The sequence below is a fragment of the Paenibacillus sp. N22P23 genome (assembly GCF_059383735.1).
Window position 1 is genome coordinate 30,705 of sequence record NZ_JBXENT010000018.1, and the last position, 14,606, is coordinate 45,310.

At 47.4% G+C, this 14,606-nt stretch carries 13 protein-coding genes and 1 other annotated feature; all 13 genes read right to left on the reverse strand.

Annotated features, from left to right (window positions below):
* Positions 1 to 116: 116 nt before the first annotated feature.
* Positions 117 to 3,743, reverse strand: a complete 3,627-nt coding sequence (gene rpoC, locus AC506A_RS30535) for a DNA-directed RNA polymerase subunit beta' (protein ID WP_475784667.1) — start codon at positions 3,741 to 3,743, stop codon at positions 117 to 119.
* A gap of 152 nt (positions 3,744 to 3,895) precedes the next feature.
* Positions 3,896 to 7,459 carry a DNA-directed RNA polymerase subunit beta gene (gene rpoB / locus AC506A_RS30540; protein ID WP_495464764.1) on the reverse strand — a complete coding sequence of 1,188 codons (3,564 nt, stop codon included), beginning with the start codon at positions 7,457 to 7,459 and terminating at the stop codon, positions 3,896 to 3,898.
* 409 nt (positions 7,460 to 7,868) lie between these two features.
* Positions 7,869 to 8,471, reverse strand: coding sequence for a class I SAM-dependent methyltransferase (locus tag AC506A_RS30545; protein WP_495464765.1), 603 nt, complete (start codon positions 8,469 to 8,471; stop codon positions 7,869 to 7,871).
* An 85-nt stretch (positions 8,472 to 8,556) separates the two neighbouring features.
* Positions 8,557 to 8,916, reverse strand: a complete 360-nt coding sequence (gene rplL / locus AC506A_RS30550; RefSeq protein ID WP_494822174.1) for a 50S ribosomal protein L7/L12 — start codon at positions 8,914 to 8,916, stop codon at positions 8,557 to 8,559.
* Positions 8,917 to 9,047: 131 nt separating this feature from the next.
* Positions 9,048 to 9,545: a 50S ribosomal protein L10 gene (rplJ, locus tag AC506A_RS30555; protein WP_090986353.1), complete on the reverse strand. Its 498-nt coding sequence runs from the start codon at positions 9,543 to 9,545 to the stop codon at positions 9,048 to 9,050.
* A 59-nt stretch (positions 9,546 to 9,604) separates the two neighbouring features.
* Positions 9,605 to 9,768, reverse strand: a sequence feature (ribosomal protein L10 leader region).
* 15 nt (positions 9,769 to 9,783) lie between these two features.
* On the reverse strand, positions 9,784 to 10,476 hold the full coding sequence (rplA, locus tag AC506A_RS30560) for a 50S ribosomal protein L1 (RefSeq protein ID WP_090986355.1): 693 nt from the start codon (positions 10,474 to 10,476) through the stop codon (positions 9,784 to 9,786).
* Positions 10,477 to 10,606: 130 nt separating this feature from the next.
* The gene (rplK, locus tag AC506A_RS30565; protein WP_090986357.1) at positions 10,607 to 11,032 is read right to left on the reverse strand and encodes a 50S ribosomal protein L11; all 426 of its coding nucleotides are present in this window, start codon (positions 11,030 to 11,032) and stop codon (positions 10,607 to 10,609) included.
* Between the two features lie 51 nt (positions 11,033 to 11,083).
* Positions 11,084 to 11,617 (reverse strand): transcription termination/antitermination protein NusG, encoded by a 534-nt coding sequence (gene nusG, locus AC506A_RS30570; protein WP_090986393.1) that lies wholly within the window; start codon positions 11,615 to 11,617, stop codon positions 11,084 to 11,086.
* A gap of 32 nt (positions 11,618 to 11,649) precedes the next feature.
* Positions 11,650 to 11,859, reverse strand: a complete 210-nt coding sequence (secE, locus tag AC506A_RS30575; RefSeq protein WP_091225550.1) for a preprotein translocase subunit SecE — start codon at positions 11,857 to 11,859, stop codon at positions 11,650 to 11,652.
* A gap of 23 nt (positions 11,860 to 11,882) precedes the next feature.
* Complete coding sequence (gene rpmG, locus AC506A_RS30580) at positions 11,883 to 12,032, reverse strand: 50S ribosomal protein L33 (RefSeq protein ID WP_090583192.1); 150 nt, start codon at positions 12,030 to 12,032, stop codon at positions 11,883 to 11,885.
* Between the two features lie 331 nt (positions 12,033 to 12,363).
* The gene (gene sigH, locus AC506A_RS30585) at positions 12,364 to 13,014 is read right to left on the reverse strand and encodes an RNA polymerase sporulation sigma factor SigH (RefSeq protein WP_090986361.1); all 651 of its coding nucleotides are present in this window, start codon (positions 13,012 to 13,014) and stop codon (positions 12,364 to 12,366) included.
* Between the two features lie 293 nt (positions 13,015 to 13,307).
* Entirely contained in the window at positions 13,308 to 13,829 is a 522-nt protein-coding gene (locus AC506A_RS30590) for an NYN domain-containing protein (RefSeq protein WP_495464748.1), read from the reverse strand.
* A 3-nt stretch (positions 13,830 to 13,832) separates the two neighbouring features.
* A complete protein-coding gene (rlmB, locus tag AC506A_RS30595; protein ID WP_495464749.1) occupies positions 13,833 to 14,597 on the reverse strand; it encodes a 23S rRNA (guanosine(2251)-2'-O)-methyltransferase RlmB in 765 nt (254 codons plus the stop codon).
* Between the last annotated feature and the right edge of the window lie 9 nt (positions 14,598 to 14,606).

Below are 14,606 nucleotides of genomic sequence, written 5' to 3' on the forward strand. Positions count from 1 at the left end.
AAAATGGATTTTCATGACAAGGCATGACGGCGCAAAGAGCGGCTGGCTTACTTCCGTTTGCAACGGCTGCAGCCCGCTCGCTCTTTGTCCTCATGCTGCCTTATATCACTTACCGATTAAGATTCAACCGGTACGCTCTCTGCTTCAACTTGCAGTTCTTCCATGCCTGGTTCATCATCCATACCAGCTACATGTACGCTGCGATAACGCTGCATACCTGTACCCGCCGGGATGAGCTTACCAATAATAACATTCTCTTTCAAACCAAGCAACTGGTCGACTTTACCTTTGATAGCGGCATCGGTCAAGACACGAGTTGTCTCTTGGAACGAAGCGGCAGACAAGAAGGAGTCTGTTTCCAGTGATGCTTTTGTAATACCCAGCAATACTGGTTTTGCAACCGCCGGCTCTTTACCGGAGAGAATTGCATCACGGTTTGCTGCTTCGTACTCATGAATATCAACAAAAGCGCCCGGCAACAATGTTGTGTCGCCTGCTTCTACGATACGGATTTTGCGAAGCATTTGCTTCACCATAACCTCGATATGCTTATCGTTGATTTCTACCCCTTGGTTCCGGTATACGCGTTGAACTTCCTGAAGGATATAGTTCTGAACGCCACGGATACCTTTGATGCGGAGCATATCCTTCGGATCGATCGAACCATCTGTGAGTTCATCGCCAGCTTCAATCTGTTTGCCTTTAGCTACGCGGATACGCGAGCCGTAGGTAACAGCATACACTTTCGATTCTGCTTCACCTTGGACTTCGATTTCACGGCGATCTTTCGTCTCGCGGATGTCTTTAATAACACCATCGATTTCGGAAATAATCGCTTGACCTTTCGGGTTACGTGCTTCGAAAAGCTCTTGGATACGCGGCAAACCTTGCGTAATATCGTCTCCGGCAACACCGCCGGTATGGAAGGTACGCATTGTGAGCTGTGTTCCTGGTTCCCCGATGGATTGTGCAGCGATAATACCGACCGCTTCACCGATCTCAACGAACTTGCCTGTTGCCAAGTTACGTCCGTAGCAAATTTTACATACGCCATGACGAGCACGGCAGCTAAGAACGGAACGGATTTGCAGGCTTTCTACTCCAGCTGCGATGAGTTCCTCAGCTTTATTGGAATCGATTAGTTGGCTGCGGTGTAAAATGATTTCGCCGTTTTGTGGATTACGGACAGTTTCAAAGGAGTAACGACCTTCAATACGGTCATAGAGATCTTCAATAACCTCTTTACCGTCTTGAATTTTGCTTACTCTAAAGCCTTTGTCTGTTCCGCAATCGTCCTCACGAACGATTACATCTTGCGCAACGTCAACTAGACGACGAGTCAGGTAACCTGAGTCAGCTGTACGCAAAGCGGTATCGGCAAGACCTTTACGCGCACCATGCGTCGAGATGAAGTACTCGAGTACGGTTAGGCCTTCACGGAAGTTGGACTTGATTGGCAACTCGATAATCCGACCGGATGGATTCGCCATCAAACCACGCATACCGCCAAGCTGTGTAATTTGCGATTTGTTACCCCGTGCTTTGGAATCCACCATGAGCATGATGGAGTTGTAACGATCCATCGATTTCATGAGAATTTCAGTAATTTGATCTTTGGTTTTGCTCCAAATTTCAATAACACGGTCATAACGCTCTTCGTTTGTAATCAAACCACGACGGTATTGATTCGAAACGACTTTAACTTTCTCTTCGGACTCTCTCAAGATCTCTACCTTCTCAGGTGGGACAATAACGTCAGAAACCGCAACTGTAATACCCGCACGAGTCGAGTACGTAAAGCCCAGCTCCTTGATCTTATCGAGCATGATCGAAGTTCTAGTTGTATGGTATTGACGGAAGCACTCCGCAATAATCAAGCCGAGATACTCTTTACCTACACCACCAATTTGAGCCAATCCATCCATAAACTTCAGCAAGTCTGCGCCCTTATCATGGACAAAATATTTATCCGGAGTACCTTGCAGCAAGTTCACCTTGGTCGGTTCATTGATGTAAGGGAAATCCGGCGGGTAAATTTCGTTGAAGATTACTTTACCAACCGTGGTGCAAATCAGCGTTTTCTGCTGTGCATCCGTGAAGGAAGTTTTCTTCAGAACTTTAACCGGGATAAATATACGTGCATGCAGCGATACGATACCGCGTTGGTACGCCGAGATCGCTTCGTTAACAGTTGCAAATACGGAACCGCTGCCTTTACCTTCTTTGTTATCCATTGTCAGGTAGAAGCTTCCGAGAACCATATCCTGTGAAGGCGTTACGACCGGTTTGCCGTCTTTCGGGTTCAAGATGTTACCCGAAGCAAGCATCAGCAAACGTGCTTCAGCTTGCGCCTCAGCGGAGAGCGGTACGTGAACAGCCATTTGGTCACCGTCAAAGTCCGCATTATAAGCGGTACAAACGAGCGGGTGAAGTTTAATCGCACGGCCTTCAACCAAAATCGGTTCGAACGCTTGGATACCCAAACGGTGAAGGGTCGGGGCACGGTTTAGAAGAACCGGGTGCTCCTTGATTACTTCTTCAAGCACATCCCAAACTTCTGGGCTAACACGTTCAACTTTACGTTTTGCACTCTTAATGTTATGTGCAAGACCTTTGTTAACGAGTTCCTTCATAACGAACGGCTTGAAGAGCTCAAGCGCCATTTCTTTTGGCAATCCGCATTGGAACATTTTCAAGCTAGGACCTACGACGATAACGGAACGACCGGAATAGTCAACCCGTTTACCGAGCAAGTTCTGACGGAAACGCCCTTGCTTACCTTTAAGCATATGGCTGAGCGATTTAAGCGGACGGTTACCTGGACCCGTTACCGGGCGACCACGGCGGCCGTTATCGATCAAAGCATCAACCGCTTCTTGAAGCATACGCTTCTCATTCTGCACGATAATATCCGGCGCACCGAGATCGAGCAGACGTTTCAGACGGTTGTTGCGGTTAATTACACGACGGTACAAGTCGTTAAGGTCAGACGTTGCAAAACGTCCACCATCAAGCTGTACCATTGGACGAAGTTCCGGTGGAATTACCGGCAGCACATCAAGAATCATCCACTCCGGCATATTGCCAGAGTTACGGAATGCTTCGATAACTTCAAGACGTTTGATCGCACGGTTACGACGTTGGCCTTGAGCGGTACGAAGATCTTCTTTCAATGTTTCAAGCTCACGCTCAACATCGATGTCTTGAAGCAGCTTCTTCACTGCTTCTGCACCCATGCCGGCATGGAAGCCATAGCCGTATTTCTCACGGTAGCTGCGGTATTCTTTCTCGGACAACAGCTGCTTTTTCTCAAGCGGCGTATCGCCTGGATCCGTTACCACATATGATGCAAAATAGATGATCTCTTCAAGCGAACGAGGCGACATATCAAGTGCCAGCCCCATACGGCTTGGAATGCCTTTGAAGTACCAGATATGGGATACAGGAGCTGCAAGCTCGATATGCCCCATACGCTCACGACGTACTTTCGCACGCGTTACTTCAACACCACAGCGGTCACAAACGACGCCTTTATAACGAACGCGCTTGTATTTACCGCAATGACATTCCCAGTCTTTCGTCGGTCCGAAAATCTTTTCGCAGAAAAGACCTTCTTTCTCCGGTTTTAAAGTCCTGTAGTTGATCGTTTCCGGTTTCTTTACTTCTCCGCGGGACCACGATCGGATTTTATCCGGAGATGCCAATCCAATCTTCATATACTCGAAGTTGTTCACGTCCAACAAGGAGCAACCCTCCTTCGTCATGGTTCACTAATATGCTGTATTTAACGCCGTTAACGGCTAAAGGAGCACAGCGCAAGCGGCTCCTTCAACCTTACATCCGCCCGTGAAGTTGGACTTCGGCATGCTTATGACTTCCGGCAGGAAAGCAACGATTACTCGACGCCTACTTCTGCACCTTCCAAATTGAGGTTGAGCTTGTCATTCGCTGCATCATCCTCATCATCCATCTCTTTCATTTCGATCTCTTCTTCATTCTCAGAGAGGATTTTAACGTCCATACCTAAGCTCTGAAGCTCTTTGATCAAAACTTTGAAGGATTCAGGTACGCCCGGTTCCGGTACGTTCTCACCCTTCACGATGGATTCGTACGTTTTGACACGGCCGACGACATCATCGGATTTCACGGTCAAAATCTCTTGCAATGTATAGGCGGCGCCATAGGCTTCAAGCGCCCAAACTTCCATCTCCCCGAAACGCTGACCACCGAACTGTGCTTTACCACCCAACGGCTGCTGAGTAACAAGCGAGTAAGGACCAGTTGAACGGGCATGGATTTTATCATCAACCATGTGCGCCAGTTTAATCATGTACATGACGCCGACTGTTACTTCACGCTCGAACGGCTCACCGGAGCGTCCGTCATAAAGAACGGTTTTACCATTACGCTGCATACCTGCTTCTTCCATGGAGTCAAACACGTCATACTCACGCGCTCCATCGAATACCGGTGTTGCAGCATGGATGCCAAGATGCTTACAAGCCATACCAAGATGGACTTCCAGTACTTGACCGATGTTCATACGCGAAGGTACACCCAGCGGGTTAAGAACAACCTCTACTGGCGTACCGTCCGGCAGGAACGGCATATCTTCTTCTGGGAGGATACGGGCGATAACCCCTTTGTTACCATGGCGTCCTGCCATCTTATCCCCTTCAGAGATCTTACGTTTCTGTGCGATGTAGGCACGAACCAATTGGTTAACGCCTGGCGGCAATTCGTCACCGTTCTCACGCGTAAACACTTTAACGTCGACAACAATACCGTCCGTTCCGTGAGGCACACGCAAGCTAGTGTCGCGAACTTCACGCGCTTTCTCACCGAAAATCGCATGCAGCAAACGTTCTTCAGCCGTCAGCTCTGTAACCCCTTTAGGCGTTACTTTACCAACGAGAATGTCTCCTGCGCTAATTTCAGCACCGACACGGATAATTCCACGCTCATCCAAGTTGCGGAGCGCTTCTTCACCGACGTTCGGAATGTCGCGTGTAATTTCTTCTGGTCCGAGTTTCGTGTCACGAGCTTCCGACTCATATTCTTCGATATGAATGGACGTGTACACATCCTCTTTAACCAGTTTCTCGCTTAGTAGGATCGCATCCTCATAGTTGTAGCCTTCCCACGTCATAAACGCAACGACAACGTTACGTCCGAGCGCCAATTCGCCCATTTCAGTGGAAGGACCATCTGCAAGGATATCACCTTTCTTCACGATGTCGCCTTTACGGCAGATCGGACGCTGGTTGATACAAGTACCTTGGTTAGAGCGCATAAATTTATGCAGCTTCATCTTCACCAAATCGCCTGTTACCGGCTTTCCTTCAATCATCTCAACGCGGCGAAGCCAAATTTCATTGGCTGACACGCGTTCGATAACGCCATCGTATCTTGCAACGATACATACACCTGAGTCTTTAGCAGACTTATGCTCCATACCTGTTCCGACAAGTGGAGACTTCGGAATTAGAAGTGGAACAGCCTGCCGCTGCATGTTGGATCCCATGAGCGCACGGTTGGAGTCATCGTTCTCAAGGAACGGAATGAGCGCCGTAGCGACGGATACAACCTGTTTAGGCGATACATCCATATAGTCAACACGTTCAGTAGGCATAGTCAAAATATTGTCAGCCTGCTTGTTGTAACGAACGATAACCGCATCTTCGAGGAACTTACCTTCGCCGGTAAGCTTCGCATTCGCTTGCGCGATAACGTAGTTATCTTCTTCATCAGCAGTCAGGTAGGCAATTTGCTCCGTAACAATAGCCGTCTTAGGATCTACCCAACGGTAAGGAGCTTCGATAAAGCCATATTCATTAATACGCGCGAATGTCGACAAGGAGTTGATCAGACCGATGTTCGGTCCCTCCGGTGTCTCAATCGGACACATACGGCCATAGTGAGAGTTATGAACGTCACGAACCTCAAAGCCCGCGCGCTCACGCGTCAAACCGCCGGGTCCAAGTGCAGACAGACGACGTTTGTGCGTCAGCTCAGCAAGCGGATTGGTTTGGTCCATAAACTGCGAGAGTTGGGATGAACCAAAGAACTCTTTAATCGACGCAATAACAGGACGGATATTGATAAGCGCTTGCGGTGTAATCGCATTTGCGTCCTGGATGGACATACGTTCACGAACAACACGCTCCATACGGGACAAACCGATACGGAACTGGTTCTGAAGCAGTTCACCAACCGAACGAAGACGACGGTTACCTAAGTGGTCAATATCATCCGTGCTTCCTACGCCGTGCAGCAAATCTATGAAATAATTGATGGAAGCGATTATATCAGCAGGTGTAATATGCTTAACAGCTTTGTCGATAATGCCGTTGGCAATGACCTTAATCACTTTAGTCTCATCAAGCGGGGAGAATACACTCACCGTTTGAAGCGGAATACTATCCGCATCAAGAACGCCATTTGCCACATTGTACGTTTTGAAGCCTACATTGTTCTCCAGATGAGGGATAAGCTCATCCAGCAAACGACGGTCGATCATTTGACCAGCTTCCGCCAGAATTTCTCCTGTAGAAGGATCAAACAATGTTTCCGCAAGCCGTGTGTTGAACAGACGGTTCTTAATGTGCAGCTTCTTATTGATTTTGTAACGACCTACGTTAGCCAAGTCATAACGCTTTGGATCAAAGAAGCGCGCAACTAGCAAGCTCTTTGCATTATCAAGCGTAGGCGGCTCACCCGGACGGAGTCTTTCGTAAATCTCGATAAGAGCTTTTTCCGTGGAATCGGTGTTATCCTTATCCAACGTGTTGCGAATATATTCGTCATGGCCCAGCAATTCTAAAATTTCAGCATCCGTGCCGAATCCAAGGGAGCGAAGAAGCACTGTAACCGGGATCTTCCGAGTGCGGTCAATACGAACATAAATAATGTCCTTCGCATCGGTTTCAAGCTCCAGCCATGCACCGCGGTTTGGAATCACCGTAGCCGTATAATTTTTCTTGCCGTTTTTGTCCACTTTCGTGCTAAAGTAAACGCTAGGTGAACGAACCAATTGGCTGACGATAACACGTTCCGCGCCATTAATAATAAATGTGCCCGTCTCGGTCATCAGCGGGAAATCGCCCATGAACACTTCTTGCTCTTTCACTTCACCGGTTTCCTTGTTAATGAGTCGAACCTTAACACGCAGCGGTGCTGCATAGGTCACGTCGCGTTCTTTCGACTCATCGACAGAGTACTTAGGCTCGCCAAGTGAATAGTCGATGAACTCAAGCATCAAATTACCTGTAAAATCCTGAATCGGCGAAATGTCTTGGAAAAGCTCAAGCAAGTCCTTCTCCAAAAACTTCTCGTACGATTTTTGTTGGATTTCAATCAGGTTCGGAACTTCGAGCACCTCGCGGATGCGGGCATAGCTTCTACGCGTGCGACGCCCATACTGAACAAGTTGTCCTGCCAACTTAACCTCACCCCTCATGTCTGCTTCACAGAAAGTGAACAATGACCTTGTATAAACAAGCTTAAACAGTTCGCTAATCTTACCCGTAAATGTGCGAGCATGACCGCGAACGTTTATCACATTGTTAAAACCAGAATGTGCAGCAGGCAAATTCTGATTCAAATAAAGAAAAGCCCTTATCGAGAAATCGAAAAAAGAGCATGCTTCTGTCAGCCACAACTCTGTGGTACAATAAACCACAAAAGTCTCATATCAAGTAATTTTGACCCAAAATGTAAACATTATACGTCAAATCCGCTGTTTCTATTCATTTAAAATAGCGCTTGACATTTTAGTGGACTAAAGAGAATGTGCCCATTTTAATGCTGACATTTCATAATGATATCACATTAGCAAAGTCAAGTCAACAAAATGTTGCCTTGTTTTCCTAGACTTCCTTCTGCGCCCTTAATATGCGATAACCCTTTTCTTTCGCAACCTCTTCCACATTCCCAAAAACAGCTTCGAGTTTTGCCGCCGCTGACGGCGCCCCTTGCTTCTTCTGGATGACCACCCACATCGCCCCGCCTGGCACTAACAGCTTCGCACCTTCTTCTAATATCCGATGGACAACCTCTTTGCCCGCCCGGATCGGCGGATTCGTTATGATCGTGTCGAAGGTCTGTCCCAACACCTGTTCATAAATATCGCTTTGCAGCACGTTTGCGTTCAAGACGCCATTCAACTTCAAATTCTCTGTTGCCAGCGCAACTGCGCGTTCATTAATGTCGATCATCGTCACATGACCGTGTTCAGCCAGCTTCGCCGCCGTAATGCCCATCGGTCCATATCCACAGCCGACATCAAGTACCTTCGCCTGCTTATCCAATTGAAGCGCTTCGACAAGAACTCTGCTGCCAAAGTCTATTCCTGTTTTCGAGAAAACGCCTGCATCCGTCATAAAACGCAGCTTATATCCACGAAGCTCGGTTTCGAGAAGATGCCGATCATGCGCGGTACCCGGTGTACGTGTGTAATAATGGTCTGACATCATGTCCCTCCCGTCCGGAACAACCTTAAAATTAAGGAAACCCCTTGAAGCCGAAGCTTCAAGGGGTTTCCGCTATAAGCGGGTATTACTTCACTTCTACGGAAGCGCCTGCTTCTTCAAGCTTAGCTTTGATAGCGTCAGCGTCTTCTTTGGAGATTCTTTCTTTAACTGCTTTAGGAGCGCCGTCAACAAGGTCTTTCGCTTCTTTCAGGCCAAGACCTGTGATTTCGCGAACTGCTTTGATAACGTTGATTTTGGAAGCGCCAGCGTTGTTCAAGATTACGTCGAACTCAGTTTGCTCTTCAACTACAACAGCTGCTGCGCCTGCTGCTGCAACTGGTGCTGCAGCTGTTACGCCGAATTCTTCTTCGATTGCTTTAACTAGGTCGTTCAGTTCTAGAACGTTCATGCCTTTAATGGCTTCCAAGATTTGTTCTTTACTCATGAGAGAAACCTCCAATAGTTTGTTTTGTTTTTGTATTATTTCCGAAAGCCGAGTCAGCCATAGGCTGCCTCAAGCCAATCATTATCAGATAAATGCTGTGCCAAGCTGAGCTTGACACAAACCAATTATCTTTAAGCTTCTTGTTTCTCAGCAACAGCTTTAACTGCAAGAGCAAAGTTGCGCATTGGTGCTTGAAGCACGCTAAGAAGCATGGATAGCAAACCTTCTTTGGAAGGTAGATCCGCCAGTGCTTTGATTTCTTCCGCGTTGAAGACTTGACCTTCAACTACGCCGCCCTTAAGTTTAAGTGCGTCGTTTTTCTTAGCGAAATCAGCCAAAATCTTAGCTGGAGCAACTGCATCCTCTTTGCTGAAAGCGATAGCCGTAGGGCCAGCCAGAACAGCATCCAATTCAGATAGTTCCGCTTGTGCAGTCGCACGACGAACGAGGGAGTTCTTCAATACTTGGAACTCGATGTTCGCTTCGCGCAATTGTTTGCGGAGCTCAGTTACTTGCTTCACGTTTAGACCACGGTAATCAGCAACAACTGTGCAGGAACTCTCGCGAAGTTTAGTCGTGATGTCTGCAACAGCCAGCTCTTTACCTTGAATGATTTTTGCGTTTGCCATAATGTACACCTCCCGTTATGTTGTCAACATCCCGATTAATGCAGCGGAATCCTTCCACGCGATGCATGAGAAAGGCCCCCGCAGACGTAGCGAAGGCCATGATGGTCCGTAAATCACTTCCTGCCAATCGGCGAAAAGCGCACAAACACGTTTATCATAACACCTCGGTAGGAAATTAAGCCGAGCGGGCACCTACTGTCTTCGGTATGCATATTCGTTTATCAAATTTCTGTTTCTCTTAGCGGAACGAAGCAGCGTTCAAACGAGCGCCGGGACCCATTGTCGAGGAAACAGAAATACCTTTCAGGTAAACCCCTTTAGCTGCAGCCGGTTTTGCACGGTTCAGCGCATCAATCAGTGTTTTCAAGTTTTCGTTCAGCTTCTCGGAGTCGAACGATACTTTACCGATTGGTGCATGGATTTGACCTGCTCTGTCAAGACGGTATTCAATCTTACCAGCCTTGATTTCTTGAACGGCTTTGGTAACGTCAAACGTTACTGTACCCGCTTTAGGGTTAGGCATAAGGCCTTTACCACCGAGGATACGGCCGAGTTTACCAACTTCAGCCATCATGTCCGGAGTTGCAACGCAAACGTCGAACTCGAACCAGCCTTGTTGGATTTTTGCGATTACGTCAGCATCGCCAACATAATCTGCGCCTGCTGCTTCTGCTTCTTTGGCTTTATCGCCCTTAGCAAAAACGAGTACGCGTTTTGTTTTACCAGTACCGTGAGGAAGTACAACTACGCCACGAACTGCTTGGTCTTGTTTCTTAGGGTCTACACCCAAACGTACAGCAACTTCAACCGTTTCGTCGAATTTAGCTGTAGCGGCTTTCTTAACGAGTTCAATCGCTTCAGCAGCCTCGTATGTTGCTTCAACATCGATCAGCTTAACAGCTTCAAGATATTTTTTACCATGTTTAGCCATTAGAATTCTCCTCCTTATGTGGTAGTAACGGAAAATCCTCCCTATGAAAGGGAGATCCTCCCACCTAACGAAGCAGCGCTTCGTCAGTCAGACAACGCCATCTGGTGTGTCTTCTGTCAGCCGTTAACGACTAGTCTTCAACTACAACGCCCATGCTGCGCGCTGTACCTTCAACCATGCGCATAGCTGCTTCTACAGAAGCTGCGTTGAGGTCAGGCATTTTTTGTTCAGCGATCTCACGAACGACAGAACGTTTAACCGTCGCAACTTTCTTCTTGTTCGGCTCACCGGAACCTTTAGCAATCTTAGCAGCAACGCGAAGAAGTACTGCAGCCGGCGGCGTTTTCGTTTCGAAAGTAAACGAGCGATCTTCAAAAACAGTGATTACAACTGGGATAATCAAACCAGCTTGATCTGCAGTACGAGCGTTAAACTCTTTACAGAAAGCCATGATGTTAACCCCTGCTTGACCTAGCGCTGGACCGATCGGCGGAGCCGGATTCGCTTTACCCGCTGGAACTTGCAGTTTAACCAACTTGATGACCTTTTTTGCCATGATGAACACCTCCTTGCCGTAATAATCACACGCAAGTCCAAGAAACCGCGATTAGACTTTCTCTACTTGATTGTAGTCCAGTTCAACCGGCGTTTCTCTTCCGAACATGTTGACATGCACCTTCAGCTTACTCTTGTCGAGCAGAATCTCTTCCACTGTTCCGACAAAATTAGCGAATGGCCCGACTTTAACACGCACCGTTTCCTTCAGATCGAATTCGATCTTAGGCTTCGGTTCTTCCATGCCCATATGGCGCAAAATTTGTTCCACTTCATCAGGCAGAAGCGGTGTAGGTTTTGATCCTGAGCCAGTCGAACCGACAAATCCGGTTACGCCGGGTGTGTTGCGAACGACATACCAGGAGTCATCCGTTTGAACCATTTCCACAAGAACATAGCCGGGGTAAACTTTACGCATGACGGTTTTTTTCTTGCCGTCCTTGTCTACCACTTCTTCTTCCATAGGAACAAGCACACGGAAGATCTTGTCTTCCATGCCCATAGATTCAACACGTTTCTCCAAGTTCGCTTTTACTTTGTTCTCATACCCTGAATAGGTGTGAACAACATACCATCTTTTCTCCATCGTTTCCATAACAAGCCACCCTTGGCCCCTTCTTAAACAATCAGTTCGACCAATGCGGAAATTCCGATGTCTAGAACCCAGAAGTAAATTGTCACAGCTATAATCGTAAAGAATACTACGAGTGTATAGCTTGTCAATTCCTTACGGCTTGGCCAGCGGACTTTCTTTAATTCCGCGAAGCTGTCGGTGAAGAAGGAAAAAGTCGACCCGAAGCTTTGCTTCAGCTTAGCTAAAAATGCCACGTCCACCAACCTCCATAATGACCTTATCGAGTTTCGCGATGAGGAGTATGCTCGTTACAATACTTGCAAAACTTCTTCATCTCAATACGGTCGGGGTGATTCCGTTTGTTCTTGCTGGAAGCATAGTTTCTTTGTTTGCAGTTTGTGCAAGCCAACGTAATAATTACCCGCATTGCTGACACCTCCCGAACTTACCATAAATAAATAAAGTGTGAAACGTTGTATGTGAACCCAGCCTGATTTTGATCCCATAATAAAAAAAGACCTATTTAGGGCTACCAAAACACTTTATCACAAGCAATAGGTAGTGTCAACGGGAATCTATTCCTGCACACTTGCTATTCTTGTGCTGCTTGCTCACATATCAGACAGGGCGACAACAACACAAAAAGAGCCGACAACTTCATTCCGCAGTAAACAGTATGATCCGGACAAGGACGATTCAAACCTCGAAAAGCCCTCCCATTAAAAAAGAGCCGCAATCGGCTCCCTGGTTTCATCCATTTAGCTACCAATATCACGCAATTCCAAATACCGTTCGAGCTTTCGTTTCACCCGTTGAAGCGCATTATCAATGGATTTCACATGCCGATCCAAATCAACAGCGATCTCTTGATAGGATCTTCCGTCTAAGTAGAGCATAAGCACTTTACGTTCAAGATCACTTAAGATCTCGGACATCTTATCCTCAAGACCGACAAACTCTTCTTGATTGATAATGAGTTCTTCTGGATCCGAAACTCTCGTACCGCAAATGACGTCAAGCAGCGTGCGATCCGAATCTTCGTCATAGATTGGCTTGTCCAACGAAACATAAGAATTAAGCGGGATATGCTTCTGACGGGTTGCCGTCTTAATCGCCGTTATGATCTGCCTTGTTATACACAGTTCAGCAAAGGCTTTGAAAGAAGCTAGCTTATCACCCTTAAAATCTCGAATCGCCTTATAAAGGCCAATCATGCCTTCTTGGACGATATCTTCGCGGTCGGCCCCAATCAAGAAGTAGGAACGCGCTTTGGCACGGACAAAGTTCTTATATTTATTGATTAAATATTCCAGCGCTTCGCTGTCACCCTCGCGAACCGTCTCGACAATGTCTTCGTCCGTTTTGCAGTCATAATCCAGCGTTTTCCATTCTCTGAGGTCGATGCTCACGAACAATCCCTCCGGCTCGAAAGGCGTACAATGCCCAAAACTATCAGTAGCTTAATCTATATACCGGCGCGCAATGTCTTCAAAAACTAGAGCATATTACATGACTGGAACGACATTCTAGCACGTACGCTACGTGTAGAAACTTAGACTCAGTATACATTATGTAACCTTCAACCGTCAATGATGATCCCGCCGAAAACATGCTAATTATCTAGCAAAAATGGGAATTCCAACCGATTTTAATGAGAATTATGTCCTATCAAATCGTATTCTATCAACAAATAGTCTAGCGCTTACATTTGACCTCTTCGCCATTTTTCCAATTTCATCCGAACATCCATGCTAATATTCCCGTCCAGCTCATTGCGAACCGTTGTTTTCTGTTCGACCTTTCGCTCAATCGCTTTGCGGTTTTGCTGAATTTCGATAAGCAGCTCTCGTGCGGATTTTCGGAGGGCGCCTTTGCCGAAAGTGACCGCTTGCTCGGCCATATCAGATGTCGCGACATGAATGTTGCGGCTTCGAAGTGCAAGCTCCGAAGCAAGCCGTTCAATACAAGCATCGGCTGTTTCTTTCTCCTTCGTAAACACGACGGTCAGCCTATGCTGTTTGAACGTGGATCCAACTCCGGGAACTTGATGCGCATCGAACACCACGATGACCTTCATACCGGTGAAGCCTTGATAGTCCGCCAGCATTTCCAGCAGTCGATCTCGCGCATCCTCTAAATCCTTATCACCCAAAGCTGACAGGACAGGCCAAGCCCCAATCATATTGTAGCCGTCAACCAGCAGAACGTCATCCCGCCGCTGCATCGCCTACTTGGCGAGGCGCTGCCGCACGACTTCGTACATCAGCACACCTGCTGCAACGGACGCATTTAGTGAATTCAATTGGCCGTTCATCGGAAGCTTGATTAGGAAATCGCATTTCTCACGAATAAGTCTTCCGATCCCTTTCGCTTCATTGCCAATGACAATCGCAAGCGGCATATCGAACTTCGTAGAAGACGAATAGACATCCTGCTTCGCGCCAACGTCAGCACCCGCTACCCAAATGCCTTCTTCTTTCAGCTTATCGATGGTTTGAGCCATATTGGTAATCCGAGCAACCGGCATGTACTCTACTGCACCAGCGGATGTTTTGGAAACCGTTGCGGTCAGTGAAGCAGAGCGCCGCTTCGGAATAATCACACCATGAACGCCGGTACATTCCGCAGTCCGTAGAATAGAGCCCAAGTTATGCGGATCTTCGATTTCATCGAGCAGCAGGAAGAATGGCATTTCACCGCTTTCTTTGGCCCGCGCAAGAAGCTCTTCAATTTCATAGTATCGGTAAGCTGCCGCTTGAGCAACAACGCCTTGATGTGGAACCCCGTCCACCATTTGGTCCAGCTTCCGTTTGTCAACGATCTGTACGACAAGCCCTGCTTTCTTCGCTTCCAGCATAATGGGCTGGGCCGCTTTCTGCGCTTGCTCAGCTACCCAAATTTTGTTGATTTCGCGTCCGGAGCGCAGTGCCTCCATGACGGGATGCTTGCCTGCGATCCATTCCTGTGTATCTTCTTCAACCTCGCGCATCATTAACCTCCT

Excerpts from the sequence above, each read along its gene's own strand:
- rpmG (WP_090583192.1), bottom strand. The coding sequence starts at position 12,032 with ATGCGGGTAATTATTACGTTGGCTTGCACAAACTGCAAACAAAGAAAC.
- nusG (WP_090986393.1), bottom strand. The coding sequence starts at position 11,617 with ATGGAGAAAAGATGGTATGTTGTTCACACCTATTCAGGGTATGAGAAC.
- AC506A_RS30545 (WP_495464765.1), bottom strand. The coding sequence starts at position 8,471 with ATGTCAGACCATTATTACACACGTACACCGGGTACCGCGCATGATCGG.
- rplK (WP_090986357.1), bottom strand. The coding sequence starts at position 11,032 with ATGGCAAAAAAGGTCATCAAGTTGGTTAAACTGCAAGTTCCAGCGGGT.
- AC506A_RS30590 (WP_495464748.1), bottom strand. The coding sequence starts at position 13,829 with ATGCAGCGGCGGGATGACGTTCTGCTGGTTGACGGCTACAATATGATT.
- rpoB (WP_495464764.1), bottom strand. The coding sequence starts at position 7,459 with ATGAGGGGTGAGGTTAAGTTGGCAGGACAACTTGTTCAGTATGGGCGT.
- rplJ (WP_090986353.1), bottom strand. The coding sequence starts at position 9,545 with ATGGCAAACGCAAAAATCATTCAAGGTAAAGAGCTGGCTGTTGCAGAC.
- rplL (WP_494822174.1), bottom strand. The coding sequence starts at position 8,916 with ATGAGTAAAGAACAAATCTTGGAAGCCATTAAAGGCATGAACGTTCTA.
- rplA (WP_090986355.1), bottom strand. The coding sequence starts at position 10,476 with ATGGCTAAACATGGTAAAAAATATCTTGAAGCTGTTAAGCTGATCGAT.
- rlmB (WP_495464749.1), bottom strand. The coding sequence starts at position 14,597 with ATGATGCGCGAGGTTGAAGAAGATACACAGGAATGGATCGCAGGCAAG.